At 34.5% G+C, this 16,759-nt stretch carries 17 protein-coding genes; 6 read left to right on the top strand and 11 right to left on the bottom strand.

The genetic code is table 11. The features are described 5' to 3' along the window. Positions 1-22 precede the first annotated feature (22 nt). Positions 23-295, bottom strand: a complete 273-nt coding sequence (locus tag BIW12_RS02875) for a DUF4242 domain-containing protein (RefSeq protein ID WP_071183728.1) — start codon at positions 293-295, stop codon at positions 23-25. Between the two features lie 286 nt (positions 296-581). Here BIW12_RS02875 and BIW12_RS02870 point away from each other — a divergent pair, with 286 nt between their 5' ends. Together BIW12_RS02870 and BIW12_RS02865 are read left to right on the top strand one after the other, a co-directional pair. Further along, the gene (locus BIW12_RS02870; protein WP_071183727.1) at positions 582-1,760 is read left to right on the top strand and encodes an AIR synthase related protein; all 1,179 of its coding nucleotides are present in this window, start codon (positions 582-584) and stop codon (positions 1,758-1,760) included. Positions 1,761-1,857: 97 nt separating this feature from the next. Continuing rightward, entirely contained in the window at positions 1,858-2,220 is a 363-nt protein-coding gene (locus BIW12_RS02865; protein WP_071183726.1) for a hypothetical protein, read from the top strand. 45 nt (positions 2,221-2,265) lie between these two features. Here the strand turns inward: BIW12_RS02865 and BIW12_RS02860 are convergent, their stop codons facing one another. Together BIW12_RS02860 and BIW12_RS02855 are read right to left on the bottom strand one after the other, a co-directional pair. Beyond that, the gene (locus BIW12_RS02860) at positions 2,266-3,732 is read right to left on the bottom strand and encodes a PAS domain-containing protein (RefSeq protein WP_071183725.1); all 1,467 of its coding nucleotides are present in this window, start codon (positions 3,730-3,732) and stop codon (positions 2,266-2,268) included. Positions 3,733-3,808: 76 nt separating this feature from the next. After that, positions 3,809-5,704 (bottom strand): heavy metal translocating P-type ATPase, encoded by a 1,896-nt coding sequence (locus BIW12_RS02855; RefSeq protein ID WP_071183724.1) that lies wholly within the window; start codon positions 5,702-5,704, stop codon positions 3,809-3,811. 216 nt (positions 5,705-5,920) lie between these two features. On the opposite strand from BIW12_RS02855, the gene BIW12_RS02850 reads away from it, so the two are divergent. After that, positions 5,921-6,361 carry a hypothetical protein gene (locus BIW12_RS02850; protein WP_071186095.1) on the top strand — a complete coding sequence of 147 codons (441 nt, stop codon included), beginning with the start codon at positions 5,921-5,923 and terminating at the stop codon, positions 6,359-6,361. A 270-nt stretch (positions 6,362-6,631) separates the two neighbouring features. On the opposite strand, the gene BIW12_RS02845 is transcribed toward BIW12_RS02850, so the two are convergent. From BIW12_RS02845 to BIW12_RS02810, 8 genes are all read right to left on the bottom strand, one after another. Beyond that, positions 6,632-6,937 (bottom strand): hypothetical protein, encoded by a 306-nt coding sequence (locus tag BIW12_RS02845; protein ID WP_071183723.1) that lies wholly within the window; start codon positions 6,935-6,937, stop codon positions 6,632-6,634. After that, positions 6,934-7,263 (bottom strand): hypothetical protein, encoded by a 330-nt coding sequence (locus tag BIW12_RS02840; RefSeq protein ID WP_140487531.1) that lies wholly within the window; start codon positions 7,261-7,263, stop codon positions 6,934-6,936. Before BIW12_RS02840 ends, BIW12_RS02845 begins: the two co-directional genes overlap by 4 nt. Before the next feature lie 272 nt (positions 7,264-7,535). Continuing rightward, positions 7,536-8,690: a peptidylprolyl isomerase gene (locus tag BIW12_RS02835; RefSeq protein WP_071183721.1), complete on the bottom strand. Its 1,155-nt coding sequence runs from the start codon at positions 8,688-8,690 to the stop codon at positions 7,536-7,538. Between the two features lie 34 nt (positions 8,691-8,724). Beyond that, on the bottom strand, positions 8,725-9,843 hold the full coding sequence (locus BIW12_RS02830) for a peptidylprolyl isomerase (RefSeq protein ID WP_071183720.1): 1,119 nt from the start codon (positions 9,841-9,843) through the stop codon (positions 8,725-8,727). A 39-nt stretch (positions 9,844-9,882) separates the two neighbouring features. Next, complete coding sequence (gene gldI, locus BIW12_RS02825) at positions 9,883-10,554, bottom strand: gliding motility-associated peptidyl-prolyl isomerase GldI (protein ID WP_071183719.1); 672 nt, start codon at positions 10,552-10,554, stop codon at positions 9,883-9,885. A gap of 5 nt (positions 10,555-10,559) precedes the next feature. Next, on the bottom strand, positions 10,560-11,564 hold the full coding sequence (locus BIW12_RS02820) for a DHH family phosphoesterase (protein ID WP_071183718.1): 1,005 nt from the start codon (positions 11,562-11,564) through the stop codon (positions 10,560-10,562). 68 nt (positions 11,565-11,632) lie between these two features. Then, entirely contained in the window at positions 11,633-12,880 is a 1,248-nt protein-coding gene (locus BIW12_RS02815; protein ID WP_071183717.1) for a voltage-gated chloride channel family protein, read from the bottom strand. A gap of 97 nt (positions 12,881-12,977) precedes the next feature. Beyond that, entirely contained in the window at positions 12,978-13,364 is a 387-nt protein-coding gene (locus tag BIW12_RS02810; RefSeq protein ID WP_071183716.1) for a RidA family protein, read from the bottom strand. A 236-nt stretch (positions 13,365-13,600) separates the two neighbouring features. On the opposite strand from BIW12_RS02810, the gene BIW12_RS02805 reads away from it, so the two are divergent. From BIW12_RS02805 to guaA, 3 genes are all read left to right on the top strand, one after another. Next, complete coding sequence (locus BIW12_RS02805; RefSeq protein ID WP_071183715.1) at positions 13,601-14,218, top strand: hypothetical protein; 618 nt, start codon at positions 13,601-13,603, stop codon at positions 14,216-14,218. Positions 14,219-14,328: 110 nt separating this feature from the next. After that, entirely contained in the window at positions 14,329-15,042 is a 714-nt protein-coding gene (locus BIW12_RS02800; protein ID WP_157499463.1) for a hypothetical protein, read from the top strand. Positions 15,043-15,166: 124 nt separating this feature from the next. Continuing rightward, entirely contained in the window at positions 15,167-16,696 is a 1,530-nt protein-coding gene (guaA, locus tag BIW12_RS02795) for a glutamine-hydrolyzing GMP synthase (protein ID WP_071183714.1), read from the top strand. Positions 16,697-16,759 lie beyond the last annotated feature (63 nt).

Genomic DNA, 16,759 nt, shown 5'->3' with positions numbered 1-16,759 from the left:
CTAATTTCATTGGTGATGTGATTCATTCAGAAGTCGTTGGGTCAATAATTGTGGATACTTTGCTTACTGAATTTACTGGAAATCCGCCTAGTTTGGCATGCTCGCGAATCATTTCTTCATTCTGAGCAATATAAACACAATAGATTTTGTCTGTTGTTACAAAACTGTTTACCCATTGAATATCAGGTCCCATTTTGTTTAATACCTCGCAGGAAGTTTTTGAAATACCTTTTAGCTGTTCTGCGTTAAGTTTGCCTGCATCTGGTAAGTCTCTTTCAATTACATATTTTGGCATCTTGTAAAAATTTAGTTTCCTACTCTTTTGGCTTTTCGGAATTGCCCCGTTTTTTATCGTGGTCGCTGGTTTCCACCTTGTATTGTGTTTTTAAATCTGCTTTTTTATTGTTATTGAATTGGTTATTAGTATTCTATATTAAATTTAGTGAAATAAAATGGGATTTTGATTGATGATTGCAGATTTTAGAAAACGCTTAGAAGAATGGGACGGGATAAACCCAAAAAAATAATTATCTTTGCCGCAAAACCAAGTTGCTCCATTGCAGCTTACACAATTACAATTCATGAGTTCAGATACTTCAAAAAGATATGCGCAACGTGGTGTTTCGGCATCCAAAGAAGATGTACACAATGCTATAAAAAATATAGATAAAGGATTATTTCCTCAGGCATTTTGTAAAATTGTCCCTGATTATCTAACCCAAGACGATGATTATTGTCTTATCATGCATGCCGATGGAGCGGGAACTAAATCCTCATTGGCTTACATGTATTGGAAAGAAACAGGGGATATTTCGGTTTGGAAAGGCATTGCTCAGGATGCGTTAATCATGAATATTGACGATTTATTATGTGTAGGAGCAACGGATAATATTTTACTTTCTTCAACAATTGGAAGAAATAAAAATCTAATTCCAGCCGAAGTAATTTCGGCAATTATCAACGGAACTGAAGAATTAATTCAAGAGTTGGCTTCTTTTGGAGTTAGTATTCATTCTACTGGTGGAGAAACTGCCGATGTGGGTGATATCGTTCGTACAATTATTGTGGATTCTACCGTTACGGCTCGCATGAAACGTTCTAAGGTAATTGACAATGCTAATATCCAGGCAGGTGATGTAATCGTTGGATTGGAATCTTTCGGTCAGGCTTCTTATGAAAAAAGCTATAATGGCGGAATGGGAAGTAACGGCTTGACATCGGCCCGTCATGATGTTTTCGGGAAATATTTGGCAACAAAATATCCTGAAAGTTACGATGCTGCTGTTCCTGAAGAATTAATTTACTCAGGTCAGGTACAATTGACTGATGCAGTAGAAAATTCACCAATCGATGCCGGACAATTAGTGCTTTCGCCAACACGTACTTATGCACCCATTATCAAGAAAATTTTAGACCAATATTCTTCGAATGAAATTCACGGAATGGTTCACTGTAGTGGTGGAGCGCAAACTAAGATTTTACATTTTGTAGATAATTTACATATTATAAAAGACAATTTATTACCAGTTCCTCCATTGTTCAAGTTAATTCAGGAACAATCAAAAACGGATTGGAAAGAAATGTATCAGGTTTTCAACTGTGGACATCGTATGGAAATTTATGTTCCTGAAGCCGTTGCACAGGATATTATTGCGATTTCAAAATCGTTCAATGTTAATGCGCAAATTGTAGGTCGCGTTGAAGCTGCTGATACTAAGAAATTGACTATTTCCAGCGAATACGGTACTTTCGAATATTAATATAGGCTAGAAGCTAATCCCGCTATCCGCTATATCTTTATCTTTTTAAAGAAAAAAGATAAAGGATGTCGCTACTATCGGGGCTAAAAAACAAAAGATGTACGAATTACTTTTTTGGAATTATTTAGAAGGGGTTTATTTAAACCATCAAGAGGTTTATGAAGCTATCGATGAGCAAGAAACTATCGAGGGTTTAGAAGAACTTCCTGTTGCGGTTATTATCAACCGAATTGCTTCGGTATTTTCTAATTGGGAAAGAGTAGATGAGAACAGTTGGAAAAATAAGGATGGAGTAGGAGCTTTTCAGGTAAAAACTACATCTCAAACAGTTGAAATAGATTGTTATGGAACATCTGGAAAAACCATGGATAAATTAGTAGATATCATGGAAGAATTCAAATGTCCGCTTTATGATCCGCAAATTCCTGCCCGTTACGACGAAATGTATGAGGAAGAATAAAATACAAAAGCGTTAAGGTTTAAACTTAACGCTTTTTTTATACAGTTATAAAGGTTTATTTTTGTCTTTGTCATCTTTAGCTTCATTTTTGAAACCAATAAGTTTGCGGTATTTGGTTTCGGTTTCTTCGAGTTCTTCTTCCATTTTTTTGTATTGGCTAATGTCTTTAATGGTAATAACGGCGGCAACAATATTGTTGTCCTGATCCACTAAAGGACGTCCGCTTATTAAAACTCTTCTTTTTTCACGCGCAACAGGATTCCAAAGTACTAAATCCACATCATCGGTTATTTCTCCGTTAAAAGCACGTTCCATAGGTAAATTTTGAGCGGGAAATATGGTTTTTTCATCAGGGAAATAGAGTTCAAAATGGGTTGTTAAATCCGTTGAAATTTTATCATCTTCTTCAATTCCAAAAATATCGTTGGCCATATAATTGGCCAGTACTACTTTTTTATCGGCATTGGCCACAATCACACCTTCACCAATGTTTTCTACAATTACGCGTAATTTTTCTTCGTTTTCATAGAGTTCTTCAACAGCTTTTTGCTGTTCAAATTCAAGTGTTATTTTTTCGGTAATATCTCTGGCTGCTGAATAGATGATTCCTTCTTTTAAATCAATACTGCTATTCCAGTCCAGCCATCGGTACGTGCCGTCTTTATGGCGTACTCTGTTTTTAAAACTCACAACGGTGTTGCCTTTTAATATTTGAGCTAATACTTCATCTGAAGTTGGTCGATCTTCAGGATGGGTAAGATCCATGAATTTTATTTCGTCCATATCTTTTTGTGTGTAGCCTAAAGTATTGGTAAAGGCAGTATTAATTTTGATAAAATGATCGTTTCTGGCAACCGTAAAAATATCGAAAGACATATTAAAGAAAGCATCGGTGGCTTTTAGGGAATCCTCCAGTTTTTTTCTTTCGGTAATATCAGTAGAAATGCCTCCGATGGCGTAAATTCTTCCCGTATCGTCATACAAAGGGAATTTAACCGCAATATAAGTATGCACTCCGTCTTTTTGCTCAATGGTTTCTTCGGATTTTAGTTCGACTAATTTCTTAGCTACTTCCAAATCCGAATTTCGATAGGTTTCAGCGATTTCTTTTGGGAGAAAATCATGATCGGTTTTGCCTATAATTTTATCGTTGGCTATGCCAAATAATTCGCCAAAATTTTTATTTACTAATAGATATTCTCCATTTAATTTTTTTATAGCAATAGGATTGGATGTATTATCAATAATGGATTGTAGCAATTGTTTGTTTTCTTCGAGTAGTTTTTGAGCTGCTTCTTTGGCTTTTAATTGATTTCTAATAATAAAATACACTACAATCAATAAAATAACAGAAAGTATAAATAAAGCAATTTCTATTGCGTCCAGCGTGCTGTCAGTCATTGCATTGCGTTCGGGATTGATTCGGGCTAAAAAAATCCATGCTGCTGCAATTACCACTATTACATTGATTATAAATCCTATAAATATTTTTTTTTCGAAAGAGATATTCATGGTTTTCTGGTTTTTGGTTGGAGACAAAAATGTTTATGCAACAGTTAAGTTAGTAAATAAACAATAAAAAGTGCTTTTAAACTTTTGATTTTTCAAAACGCATTAGATTCAGGCTAAATAAAATAACAATTAATGTCACGCCTACATCGGCAGCAATGGCTAAGGCCAGATTGCTGAGTCCAAAGACAGCCAGTAGAACAAAAATAAACTTAGTTATAATAGCTCCAAGTGTATTCATTTTGATTTGTTTCATGGTTTTTTTGCTCAACCGAATCAAAAAAGGAATTAATGAAAGTTGATCGTTCATCAAGGCAATATTTGCCGTTTCTATGGCGGTATCACTTCCCGCTGTTCCCATTGCAATTCCCACAGTGCTTATGGCCAGAGCAGGAGCGTCGTTAATTCCGTCACCTACCATGGCAACTTTGTCATATTGTTGTAATAATGCTTTTATTTCTTCGGCTTTTTCTTCAGGGAGTAAATCGCCAAATACTTTTGTAATGCCTACTTGTCTTGCAACAAAATGTGCTGCTTTTTCGCTGTCGCCGGTAAGCATAATTACATCGATATTTTGTTCCTGTAATTCTTGTATAGCTGCGGCACTGTCTGGTTTAATTTTGTCTGTAAGACCAATAATTCCCACAACACCTTTCCCAAAACTGATTACCACACTCGTTTTTCCTTCGGTGGCTAATTGTGCTTCGATTGCTTCCACTTCGGTAGATATTTCATGGTATTCTCTAATAAATTCCAGTTTGCCCACCAGTACACTATCAGTTTGACAAACTTCGCATTTTGCCGTTGCACCTTTTCCAATAATACTTTTGAAATCTTTGGCGGTATGTGGTTCAAAGCCCTCTGCTCTGGTTGCTGTAATTATGGCTTGCGCCAGTGGATGTTCTGAGAATAGTTCAGCACCCGAAACACAAGAGAGCAATTCTTTTCGGCTGGTTCCTATTAGGGGAAAAACATCCGAAACTACTGGAGTTCCATAAGTAATGGTTCGGGTTTTATCTACGGCAATCGCTTTGATTTCGGCCAGAGCCTCTATGTATTTCCCTCCTTTTATCAGAGCACCTTTTGCGGAAGCGTTTCCTATAGCGGCATAAATAGCAACCGGAGTCGAAATAACTAAAGCACAGGGACAGGCAATTACGAGTAAAGTAATGGCTTGTTTTAACCAATGGTTGAAATCCTGATGAAGTAAAAAAACAGGAACAACAAAAATCAAGAGAGCCAATCCAATAATGATAGGGGTGTAAAGTTTTGAAAAGCGTTGAATGAATTTTTGGGTTTCACTTTTAGCAGCTCCCGCTTCAAAAGTAAGTTGGATAATTTTTGCAAAAGTTGTATCTGTCGAAAGTTTTGAGGTTTTTATTTCAATAAAACCATTGGTGTTGAGTGTGCCTGCAAAAACAGTATCACCCACTTGTTTTTCTTTAGCAATCGGTTCTCCTGTAATAGCCGATTCGTCAATCAGGCTTTCGCCAAAAGTGATTTTGCCATCCAGTGGAATAATAGTTCCTGCTTTGATTTGGATAACAGTTCCTATTTCAATTTGCTCAATAGGGATTTCTTTATTGGCTTTTTTTACAAAAGCTGTTTTTGGGACACTTTTTATTAATTCGTCTAATGCTGATTTAGAATTTTCCAGCCCAATGTCTTCCAGACGTTCGCCTAAAACATAAAGTACAATTACAACGGCAGCTTCTGGATATTCGCCTAAATATAAGGCGGCAATAACAGCAATGGTCATTAATAAATTAATGCTGCTAAAGTTGAGTTTTATAAGAGATTGTAGTCCGTTGAGGATCACTTTGTAGCCAATGGCGATGATAAAAGTACAGAAAATAAACGGCGCATAAGGCATAGGTAAATGAATTCCTAAAAGCGATAATATTTCCAAAACAATGACAATACTAACAGATAGCAGTAGAAAAACAAACTTTTTATCTTTGAAAGGTAGGTTCATGAGAATGACTTTTTTCGAAAACTAATTTTTTAGATTGGGTGGTTGTTTTTGCTTTTTGAAAATTAAAAGACTGTTTTTATTAAAAAAAACACTATGTATTAAATTTACTGAAAATTTATCTTATGCTGTTTGCTTTTAGTAAAACCTTAAGATTATAACCGATAAAATGCCTGAGATGTGAAAAAGTTTGCGAACTTTGCGCTAAAATTATAGATGATGAAAATAAACCTTAAAAACGGGATTGATAAACTCATTTTCGGTATGAAACAAAAAGATGTAACTGCCGTTTATGGAACTCCGGACAGAAATTACAAAGACGAAGATGATAACGTTATTTTTGTGTATAATAAATTCAAAATGCGTTTGACTTTTTATAAAGATGAAGATTTTAAGTTTGGTTACGTAGTTGCTTCCAGTGCCGATTTGGAATTATTTGGCAATAAATTAATTGGTAGAAATGTCAAAGACGTAAAGAAAGATTTAGCTCAAAAAAGCATTACCAAATTCACTCAGGAAGAATTTGATACTTTTGAGAATTATTTTAATGAAGAAAACTGGTTGTTACTGCAAACTGAGTTTGAAGAAGTGGTAAAAGTTGAGGTAGGAGCCATTATCAACAGTAAAGATGAATTTGACTGGAAGTTTGGGAAGAAATAATTTTTAGTATATAAAATAATTTAACTGTCCGCTAAGCGGACTAAATAAAAAAAAACAGCCACGAATTCCACGAAATAACACAAATTGGTGTAATTTATTTTAAAAATCAGTAATATTTGTACCAATTTGTGTAATTCGTGGCAAAAATAAAACTCGTTCGTTTGCCTAGTGATTGGTATAAGAAACAGATAATTATATAAAATAAAACCCTTTCATCCTCTGGGATTGAAAGGGTTTTTTGTATGTTGAAAATAGCTTTTTTTGCTAATTTTAATGCTGATTTTTTTCCAGTTCAATTTTGGATAAATCGACTAGGTTTAAAAAAGATTTGGCATATTTATTAGCTATGGGCTCTAAAATTTCTTCTACGTTAGTATTTTTATTTTTCTTTGTCAGTTTTGTTAAATTCAAACTTAGCTGTCTTTGAAAGCGTTTGAACTCCCGATCAAATTTTGGATAATCTTCGGGATTTAAGTTGTTTTTCTTCTCATTAAATGAGGTTTTTTCAATCAAACTTTTTTTATGAATTAAGAATAGCTTCTCGCATTCTTGAGAAAAAAAATCTTGAATACTCATGTTTTTCTTTTTTTAAGAATATTTTTAAAATGATTAGTAATGAAAAAGAAAGAGCTTTTGCCAATTAAAACTGATTTTTTCTTTTTGGTCTTTTTATGCAGATGCTGATTTTTTTTTAGTTCTTCCGTTCTCTTTTTTTCGGTTTCTTCCTTTTTTTTCAAATGTTCAAACCAACCACCGTTTTCAATAATATTTTTTCCAAATTCGGTTATGTAACATTTATTGTTTTCTATGGTGATTAGGTTTTCTTTTTCCATGAGATGGAAAAGTTCCATTATTTTTCCTAATTTTTTTCCATTATTGTCTTTGAACTCTGAAAATTTCAAAGATTGGTTTTTTGATGAAAATAGCAATTGCAGGTTAATGTCTATTATTTCATTTACTTGATAAAACATAAGCTTATAAAATTATTATTTCAGCAGTTCTTCAAGATTGTTCCAAAACAAGGGTTAATAGCGGTTTTTTGAAAAACTCAGAATATTTTTTCAAATATATGAAAATAACTTTATTTAGGTAAGAAAAATTGTGTTTTTATTTGCAAAGGTGATTAAAAAAAATCCGACTACTTTAATTGTAATCGGATTTCTAATTGTTGTTTTTATTTTGTTTCGACTTGTTTGTCAAAAATTTCCAATTCGAAAATTAAAGTTGCATTTGGAGGAATTACTCCGCCCGCACCGCTTTCACCATAAGCTAATTTAGCCGGAATAAAAGCAGTCATTTTATCTCCAAAAGAGAGTAAGTTGATGGCTTCGATAAAACCTGGAATCATACCGTCTTTTTTACCTATTTCAAAAGGAAAAGGATTGTAGCCTCCTTGCATGAATCGCATTTCGTTGTATTTGTCGTAGATTTTAGCTACTTCTGTTATGCTGCTGTCAAATAAGTTTCCGTCTTCAAAAAATCCTGAGTAATGAAAATAGACAGTGGTTCCCGCAGCCGGTTTTGCACCTGATCCTTTTTGCGTTATTTTATACATTAATCCTGATGGAGTAGTTGTTGCAGTTGCTTTTTGACTGTTGAAGTTGTTTACTTTTTCAGTAATCAAAGCCGCTATTTTTTCTTTTTGAATTTTCTCGGCAGCTGCTTTGGCTTCTGCCTCTTTTCTTTCTTCTTCAGCTTTGTTGTTGTAATAATTAGCAAATACTTTTTCGGCTTTGAATTTTTTTGCCAAAGCTCCTTTTTGGATAATAATAATGTTTTTGATTATATCGTCCTGAGCAATTTTATTAACCACGTCCATTCCTTCTACAACGTGTCCAAAAATAGTGTGTTTCCCGTTTAACCAGGGTGTGTCTTTGTGAGTGATAAAAAATTGACTTCCATTGGTTTTTGGACCTGAATTGGCCATAGCTAGAATTCCTCCTTTGTCAAATTTTAACTCAGGGATAAATTCGTCTTTAAAAGAATAACCTGTTCCTCCGGCACCGGTTCCTTGTGGATCCCCCCCCTGAATCATGAAATCACTAATTACTCTGTGAAATTTCAAACCATCAAAAAAAGGTTTGCCTTTCAGTTTACTGTCGGTTACAAATTCGTTTTTACCTTGTGCAAGGCTAATGAAATTGGCAACGGTAACGGGTGTTTTTTCGAATTCTAATTGTAAAACAATGGCTCCTTTAGTAGTATTAATGGTTGCAAAAATACCTTCTTCTTTTACAGCAGCTGTTTTTTTAACTGCTTTTTTAGAAGTTTCCTGTGCCTGAACTGTAAGTAAAGCAAAGAATGCTAAAAATAATATTCTAAATTTCATGGGGTTGTGTTTTTCTAATAGTTGTATTTAAAAATTATTGAGGTTTAATTAATTCAATTTCAAAAATAAGATTGGTGTGCGGCGGAATTGCACTACCTGCACCACCGGCACCATAGGCTAAATGCGAGGGAATAAATAAAACGGCTTTGTCTCCATAAGACATTTTATCGATGCCTTCAGTAAATCCGGGAATGATACCATCTCTTTTTCCTGCCTGAAAAAGAATTGGCTGGTAAGCGTTTTGAGCAGCACGTTGCGAATTCAATTTTCCAAAATCTTTTGCTACACTTTCGATTGTGGTATCAAAAAGCTCTCCATATTCTGAAAACACAGCATAATTTACGTTAACAGTAGTTCCTTTTACCGGTTTTGTATCACTTCCTTTTTGAGTAATGATGTATTTTAGTCCCGAAACGGTTTTGGTCGCTTTTTCTTTTAAAGCTTCAAAATAGTTGGTTTTAGCTGTAATTATTTCCCCGTATTTTTCGTAATACTTTTTCTCGTTTTGGGTTTCAATATCCTTTTGTACTTTTTGGTTTTTAGATTCAATAACAAAATAATCATCAAATATTTTTACCGCATTGAATTTTTTAGCAGCTTCTCCTTTTCTAATAATAATGATTGATTTAACAACATCGTCCTGATTAATATCATTGACCACCTCCATACCATTGCCCATCACATGACCAAAAATAGTGTGCTTCCCGTTGAGCCAGGGAGTAGGGTTACGAGTGATAAAAAATTGGCTGCTGTTTGTGTTAGGGCCGTTATTGGCCATAGCCAAAATACCTTCTTTGTCAAAAAAATAATCGTTAAATTCGTCTTTAAATTTATAGCCGGAATTACCTGTTCCTGTTCCTTCGGGATCTCCGGTTTGAATTACAAATCCTTTGATGACACGGTAAAACTTCATGCCATCATAAAAAGGACGTCCTTTAGCGTAATCTACAGTTACAAAATTATTTTTTCCCTCAGCCAGCGTAACAAAATTGGCTACTGTAATAGGAGCTTTTTTATAATCCAGTTCTAAATAAATGATGCCTTTATTGGTTTCAATTTTAGCATACAAACCATCTGCGAAATAATCGCTTTCATTTTTACAAGAATAAAAACAACTGATAAGAAGTAGCACAAATAGAATGCTTTTTTTCATGATTTTATTTATTGTTTTTGCAGTTTACGGATCTTAGAATTATTCTTCCAAGGTGTCTTTGCTTATTGGTTTTGTTTTTAAAACTACTTTTTTAGCCTTTTTTATACTATCGGTTTTAGCCAAATTATTGGTGATGTTTTGTTCTAATTCTTTTTTGTAAACCGCCTCCGATTTGAAATCGTTTAAGGTTACAGTACAAATTAAAGGTTGGTTTACACCAATTTTTTTATTGTCTCCGTGATAACCATAAGCAATATGAGAAGGAAAATAAAAATTTATTTTTTCGTTTTTACGCATCAATTTAATTCCGTCCCTCAATCCCATCATGATGTCCTGTTTGTCCACTCGATATACCTGAGGTCTAAGCTCCACTTCCGAATAGATAACTGCTCCATTTAGGTCTTTTAATTCATAGTTAAAAAAAGCAACGTCGCCTTTTTTTGGTGTCAAAGAATCAATTTCGTTTTTAATTTCATAAGAATACCAATAACCTTTAGAAGAAGCAATGTAGCTAATCTTCGGATTTTTTTTCATCAAAGCTTTGATTTGGTCTTCTTCCGAAGCAATCAGCTTTTTATTTCTTTCAATTGATTTTTTCATGAAAACTCCCGAAGCTCTCGAAACAGGACGTCGGGCTCCCTGCGGTTCCTTGCAGGCAGTAAAACCTAAGCATAAAAAGGAACTTAAAATCATAAATTGGATAGCCTTCATAGTATTTACAGCGTTAGATTATTGACTATTTTTTCAAATTTTGCTATGGTTTCTTCCATCGAAAGTTCTGATTTTCCACCGGCGGCATTGCGGTGTCCGCCTCCGTTAAAGTGTTCTCGGGCAAACTCATTTACATCAAAACTACCTTGAGAACGAAAAGAAATCTTAATGATTTTTTCGTCTTTGTTTTCGATAAAAATAGCCGTAAACTGTATTCCTTTGATGCTTAATCCATAATTTACAATTCCTTCGGTATCTCCTTTTACATAGTTAAAACTGTTTAATTCGTCCTGACTTAGTGTGATGTATGAAGTTTTATGTTCAGGTAATATTTTTAAATTTTGTAAAGCTCTACCTAATAACTGTAATCGGCTGTAGGAACTATTGTCAAAAAGCAGGTTAGGGATTTTAGTGTTTTCTACTCCTAAATCAATTAATTCGGCAACAATTCTATGGGTGTTTCCAGTAGTATTAGGGAATTTAAAAGAACCGGAATCGGTTAAAATACCTGTATAAATACAGGTTCCTATTATTGTGTCAATTTGTTCTTTTTGACCTAAAAAAGAAATGAAGTTATATACCATTTCGCAGGTAGAACCAAAAGAAGTGTCTGAATAAGTGTAAGCAGCATAATCATCCGGTTTTTGATGATGATCAATCATAATGTAAGTGGTGTCGAGTACTTCGAGTACTTTTTCCATTTCGCCTACACGATGAAAGGCATTGAAATCGAGGGTGAAAACTAGATTAGCTTCTTTTAATATTTGAGTGCAATTTTCTTTGTCTGTTTCAAAAACACGAACCATTTCAGAGCCGGGAAGCCAGGCTAAGAAATCAGGAAATTCGTTTGGAGATATAACCGTAGCTTCGTGATTGTTTTTGCTTAAAAAATGATATAAGGCTAAGGTTGAGCCCATAGCGTCTCCGTCAGGATTTCTATGCGGAATGATAGCAACTTTTTTAGGTGTTGCCAGTAAGGATTGTATCGCTTGTATGTCTTGTATTTTCATAGTTTGCGAATTTACATTTTTTTAGTGTAAACTATGAAAACATTTCAGAATTAACTTCTTTTTACAATTTATAAATCATCAAGTTTGCGTCTTTTAAATCTTTCATACAAACGGATTTTTACTCCTTTTACAGTTTGTGCATGATAAATGCCTACTGAACCCGAAGCCAGATAGGCAATAAAGCAAGAGATTCCAATGAAAACAGTAGCTTCAATACCAAAAAGTTCGATTCCCATAATAGTACAGGCAATAGGTGTGTGAGTAGCACCCGAAAATACAGCAACAAATCCCATTCCTGCCAAAAGTGCTATTGGCAACGGAATAAAAATAGATAAAGCACTTCCCAGAGTCGCACCTACAAAAAATAATGGAGTTACTTCTCCACCTTTAAATCCTGCTCCCAAAGTAAATCCTGTAAATAAAATTTTGAGTAAAAAATCTTGATATTCATTCGGTTTTGAGAAGGCTTCTACAATGGAAGGAACACCTAATCCCATAAACTGTGATACATTAAAAGTATAAAAAGCTAATGCTAAGATGATTCCGCATACAAAAGGGCGCAACGGTGGATAGGCAATGTTTTTTGAGAATAGAGCACCCCAAAAATGTGTGCTTCTGGAGAAAAGCATGGCAGCAAAACCAAATAAAATGCTGGATGGAATTATCCAAAGTAAGTTTTCCGGATTCATTTCGGGAATTATTGGGATGCTGTAATGTGTGTGATGAACAGCCCAAAGTTCTACGGTGTAATTAGCAAAATAAGCAACGACAAAAGAGAGGATACTACTTTTTACACTGATTTTACAAAAATAAACCACTTCCAGAGCAAAAATAGCACCTGCAAGCGGAGTTCCAAAAACAGATGCAAAACCGGCACTGATTCCTAAAATAATAAGTGTTTTTCGGTCGGTTGCATCGAGAAGGAATATACGGCTAAACTGGTCGGCAATTGCACCTCCCATTTGTACCGCTGTTCCTTCACGACCTGCCGAACCTCCAAAAAGATGGGTGATAAGTGTTCCTATAAGTACAAAAGGAGCCATTTTTAGCGGAATCACTTTTGTAGGAGTTTCGTATTCTTCTAATAAAAGATTGTTTCCTTTAACTACGTCTTTGCCATGATAATGATAAAGTAAACCAATTAAAAGTCCACCGATGGGTAATAACCAGATAAACCAGCTGTTTTGTATTCTAAGCTGCGATACCCATTCCAGGGCAATTAAAAAAAAAGCAGAAGCCGAACCGGAAAAAAAACCTATCAAAGCACAGATTAAAATCCATTTGAGTGAAAGTAGTATTGTCTTTTTTAAGTTCATTGGGCTTTGTTGTAGTATTAGCATTCGAGCGCAACAAAAGCAGTTTTAGTTTTCTAATTGCTTTTATTGCGCTCGAAGAGTAATTTTGGAAATCTAATTATTCAGTTAATACAGCAGTTAATTCAATTTCAACTAAGTATTCAGGAGCTACTAATTGGTTAATTCCGTAAAAACCAGTTGTAGGTTTGATGTCTTTGAAAAAAGTAGCGTGAGCTGTAGCAACTGCTTCAAAAGTACTTACGTCAGTAGTAAAAATACGGGTACGGATAACATCTTTCATACTTGCGTTTAAATCTTCTAATACTTTTTCAACTCTTTCTAAAATATTTAAGGTTTGTGCATGAGCGTCATCAGCTTTTACTTTGTCGCCATCGACAATTGCAACAGTTCCCGAAACTTCGATGATGTTTCCGATGCGAACTGCACGGCAATATCCCATTTTGTCTTCCCATGGCGATCCCGTTAAGATGTTTTCTCTTTTCATTTTGATGTATTTAATTAGTTTATAGAGGAATACACCTCCGGTTAAAGTTTAGAATATTTTGTGCAATTTATAAAAAATAGTAAAATAAAAAACACTCATTTTGATAAAGACAAACAGGTTTAGGTTGTTTTTGATTAGCTTTGTACATAATAAATTAAAAACTTTCTTGTTATCTATTAGGAATAGACTAATAAAAATAGTTTTTTTGAATACAGTTTTTAAATTAAATACATAAAATGATGAGTCAATATTTTAGTTTTAAAGGTCAGGTTTTTATTTTGGGTTTGATGTTTGGGATGCTTTCAACAGCTTATTCCCAGGAAGAATTTGGGGCTGAGTTTAAGGTTAAAGCTGCTCCGGCAAAAAAGAAGGAAGTGAAGGTTAAAGAAGTTAAGGAGAAAGATGTAAAAGTATCTAAGGCTGATTATAATGCAATAAAAAATTATGTGATAACAGATATAGGGGAAAATAAATATGAAGTTCCTAAAGGGGAAGAAAAAGATCCTGAAAAATTAGCTAAGAGAGATCAGGATTTTGGAGTGGTTAAAACGGCTTCGGGAACTGCTAAAGTAAGTTATCGTGATGCGGCTTATGTTGATGGAGACAAGGTGCGTGTGTATTTGAATTATGTTATCGTTGAGCCGGAAGTACTTTTGAATGGAGAGGCGCAAGGATTTGATATTGCATTACAAAAAGGAGTTAATCGAATTGATTTTGAGGCTATCAATGAAGGATATGCAGCACCAAATACCGCCGAATTTAAAATTTTTGATGATAAAGGAAATCTGATTACAGCTAATCAATGGAATATTGCGCAAGGTTTTAAGGCTACAATTGTGATTGAAAAGGAATAAAAACGAATGCTTTGGTTAAAATTTCTTTAATGTTCAATGTTGATTTTGTTTTGTAAAATGAAAGCTTGGTATATTTGTTGATGCTTAAGAGTTTTAAAAAGCAAAATAATATGAATAGGAAGCAGTTTTTATTGTTTGTAATGGTTTGTTTTACTGTTAGTAGTTACGCTCAAAATGATTTTGGGACTACTAAGTTTAAAATAAATGCGCCATTAAATACTGCTCCGGCTCCTAAGAAAGTCACTCCATCCACAGCCGAGGCAGCGGTTATCAAAGCACCTAATATATTCAAAAAACCGGATGCGGTTTTGCCGTCAGCTTCTAAATATCAAATAGGAGAAGCGAAGTCTTTTTCGATGGAACAAACCAATGATTTTGTAAATCCCGGAGATAGAATTAGGGATAAACTCAATGAGAGCGTGAGTAAATCTTTGATTGCGAATGGATTGAAAGAGGATGATTCCTATATTAGAAAAACGGATGTTGATTTTGGAGTAATCCGAACTAAATCTGATTTTTTAATTCTTAGGGTTAGAGATTGTGGGAATGTTGATGGTGATTTAATTCAAGCGGATTTAATTTATGATTATCAGCATACAATTTTGGTTAATAACTTAAGGTTAGGTTATTCATACGATGATATTAGGATTAATTTGAATGAAGGATTGAGTTATTTAGAGGTTGAAGCTCTTAATAGAGGTCAATACGGTGGTAATACTGGTGAATTTCGGATATACGATAAAGACGGTAAATTATTGGCTACTGATTTTTGGGATAATATTGATAAAGGAGTGAAATCAAAGTTTAAGATTATTAAAGAATAAAAACCTTATGCATTGAGTATGTTGTTTTTTATGAAATTAAAAGAGTGAAAATAGAACAGAAAAAAAATAAAAAATTTCAAAAATCCACTTTTGCAATCCAAATTTAAAAAGTAATTTTGCGCCCATGCAACACAACGTACTTATTTTAGATTTCGGTTCGCAATACACTCAGCTGATTGCGCGTAGAGTTCGCGAATTAAATATATTCTGCGAAATTTTTCCATACAATAATATCCCTTCAGATTTGTCAAGTTACAAAGCTGTAATTTTGGGAGGAAGTCCATTTTCTGTTCGTGCAGAAGATGCACCACATCCTGATTTGTCTGAAATCAGAGGGAAATTGCCAATGCTTGCCGTGTGTTACGGTGCGCAATATTTGTCTCATTTTAGCGGAGGTGAAGTTGCTGCTTCAAACACTAGAGAATACGGTAGAGCAAACTTGTCTTATATTAAAGAAGATGAAGTTTTCTTTGAAGGAGTTTCTCTAAACAGTCAGGTTTGGATGAGTCATAGTGATAGTATTAAGGCTTTACCGACTAATGGTGTGAAGTTAGCAAGCACACATGATGTGGAATTTGCAGCTTATAAGATTGAAGGTGAGACCACTTATGCTATTCAATACCACCCGGAAGTGTATCATTCTACTGACGGGAAACAAATGTTAGAGAATTTTTTAGTGAAAATTGCTCATGTTCCTCAAAATTTTACGCCAAATGCTTTCGTTGAAGAAATCGTGGCTGAAATGAAAGAAAAAATCGGAAACGACAAAGTTGTTCTTGGACTTTCAGGAGGTGTAGATTCAACTGTGGCAGCGGTTTTGTTGAACAAAGCAATCGGAAAAAACCTGTATTGTATTTTTGTTAATAATGGTTTGCTTCGTAAGAATGAGTTTCAAAGTGTTTTAGATCAATACCAAGGAATGGGATTAAACGTTAAAGGAGTAGATGCTTCTCAACGTTTTTATGATGCCCTGGCTGGAGTTACTGATCCGGAATTGAAAAGAAAAGCCATCGGAAATGCTTTTATCGAAGTGTTTGACGATGAGTCACATAAAATTGAAGATGTTACCTGGTTAGCCCAAGGTACAATATATCCTGATGTTATCGAATCGGTTTCTGTAAAAGGACCATCGGCAACAATTAAATCGCACCATAATGTGGGAGGTTTGCCGGATTATATGAAATTAAAAATTGTAGAACCTTTGCGTATGCTTTTTAAAGATGAGGTACGTAGAGTGGGAGCATCTTTAGGAATTGATCCTGAATTATTAGGAAGACATCCTTTTCCGGGACCTGGATTGTCTATCCGTATTTTAGGAGATATTACTTTAGAAAAAGTACAAATTTTACAAGATGTAGATAAAGTTTTTATCGACGGATTGAAATCTTGGGGATTGTATGATAAAGTTTGGCAGGCTGGAGCAATTTTGCTTCCTGTAAATAGTGTTGGGGTTATGGGTGACGAGCGTACTTACGAAAAAGTTGTTGCGCTACGTGCTGTAGAATCTACCGATGGTATGACTGCTGACTGGGTTCACTTGCCTTATGATTTCCTGATGAAAGTATCTAATGATATTATCAACAAGGTAAAAGGGGTGAATCGTGTTGTTTATGATATTAGTTCAAAACCACCAGCAACAATTGAGTGGGAATAATAGAAACTTCTTAGTTGACGTTTCTTAGTTATTATAAAAACGGTATCAGATTTTGGAATAAAA

The sequence above is a fragment of the Flavobacterium commune genome (genome assembly GCF_001857965.1).
GTDB lineage: Bacteria > Bacteroidota > Bacteroidia > Flavobacteriales > Flavobacteriaceae > Flavobacterium > Flavobacterium commune.
Note: the sequence above shows the minus strand (reverse complement) of the source record. Positions and strands in the feature narration are given on the sequence as shown.

What these genes read in the sequence shown, in the direction of transcription:
- BIW12_RS02850 (WP_071186095.1), top strand. Translation starts at nt 5,921, where the DNA reads ATGAAAATAAACCTTAAAAACGGGATTGATAAACTCATTTTCGGTATG.
- BIW12_RS02870 (WP_071183727.1), top strand. Translation starts at nt 582, where the DNA reads ATGAGTTCAGATACTTCAAAAAGATATGCGCAACGTGGTGTTTCGGCA.
- BIW12_RS02860 (WP_071183725.1), bottom strand. Translation starts at nt 3,732, where the DNA reads ATGAATATCTCTTTCGAAAAAAAAATATTTATAGGATTTATAATCAAT.
- BIW12_RS02875 (WP_071183728.1), bottom strand. Translation starts at nt 295, where the DNA reads ATGCCAAAATATGTAATTGAAAGAGACTTACCAGATGCAGGCAAACTT.
- BIW12_RS02855 (WP_071183724.1), bottom strand. Translation starts at nt 5,704, where the DNA reads ATGAACCTACCTTTCAAAGATAAAAAGTTTGTTTTTCTACTGCTATCT.
- BIW12_RS02865 (WP_071183726.1), top strand. Translation starts at nt 1,858, where the DNA reads ATGTACGAATTACTTTTTTGGAATTATTTAGAAGGGGTTTATTTAAAC.
- guaA (WP_071183714.1), top strand. Translation starts at nt 15,167, where the DNA reads ATGCAACACAACGTACTTATTTTAGATTTCGGTTCGCAATACACTCAG.
- BIW12_RS02810 (WP_071183716.1), bottom strand. Translation starts at nt 13,364, where the DNA reads ATGAAAAGAGAAAACATCTTAACGGGATCGCCATGGGAAGACAAAATG.
- BIW12_RS02835 (WP_071183721.1), bottom strand. Translation starts at nt 8,690, where the DNA reads ATGAAATTTAGAATATTATTTTTAGCATTCTTTGCTTTACTTACAGTT.
- BIW12_RS02800 (WP_157499463.1), top strand. Translation starts at nt 14,329, where the DNA reads ATGAATAGGAAGCAGTTTTTATTGTTTGTAATGGTTTGTTTTACTGTT.
- BIW12_RS02805 (WP_071183715.1), top strand. Translation starts at nt 13,601, where the DNA reads ATGATGAGTCAATATTTTAGTTTTAAAGGTCAGGTTTTTATTTTGGGT.
- gldI (WP_071183719.1), bottom strand. Translation starts at nt 10,554, where the DNA reads ATGAAGGCTATCCAATTTATGATTTTAAGTTCCTTTTTATGCTTAGGT.
- BIW12_RS02845 (WP_071183723.1), bottom strand. Translation starts at nt 6,937, where the DNA reads ATGAGTATTCAAGATTTTTTTTCTCAAGAATGCGAGAAGCTATTCTTA.
- BIW12_RS02820 (WP_071183718.1), bottom strand. Translation starts at nt 11,564, where the DNA reads ATGAAAATACAAGACATACAAGCGATACAATCCTTACTGGCAACACCT.
- BIW12_RS02815 (WP_071183717.1), bottom strand. Translation starts at nt 12,880, where the DNA reads ATGAACTTAAAAAAGACAATACTACTTTCACTCAAATGGATTTTAATC.
- BIW12_RS02830 (WP_071183720.1), bottom strand. Translation starts at nt 9,843, where the DNA reads ATGAAAAAAAGCATTCTATTTGTGCTACTTCTTATCAGTTGTTTTTAT.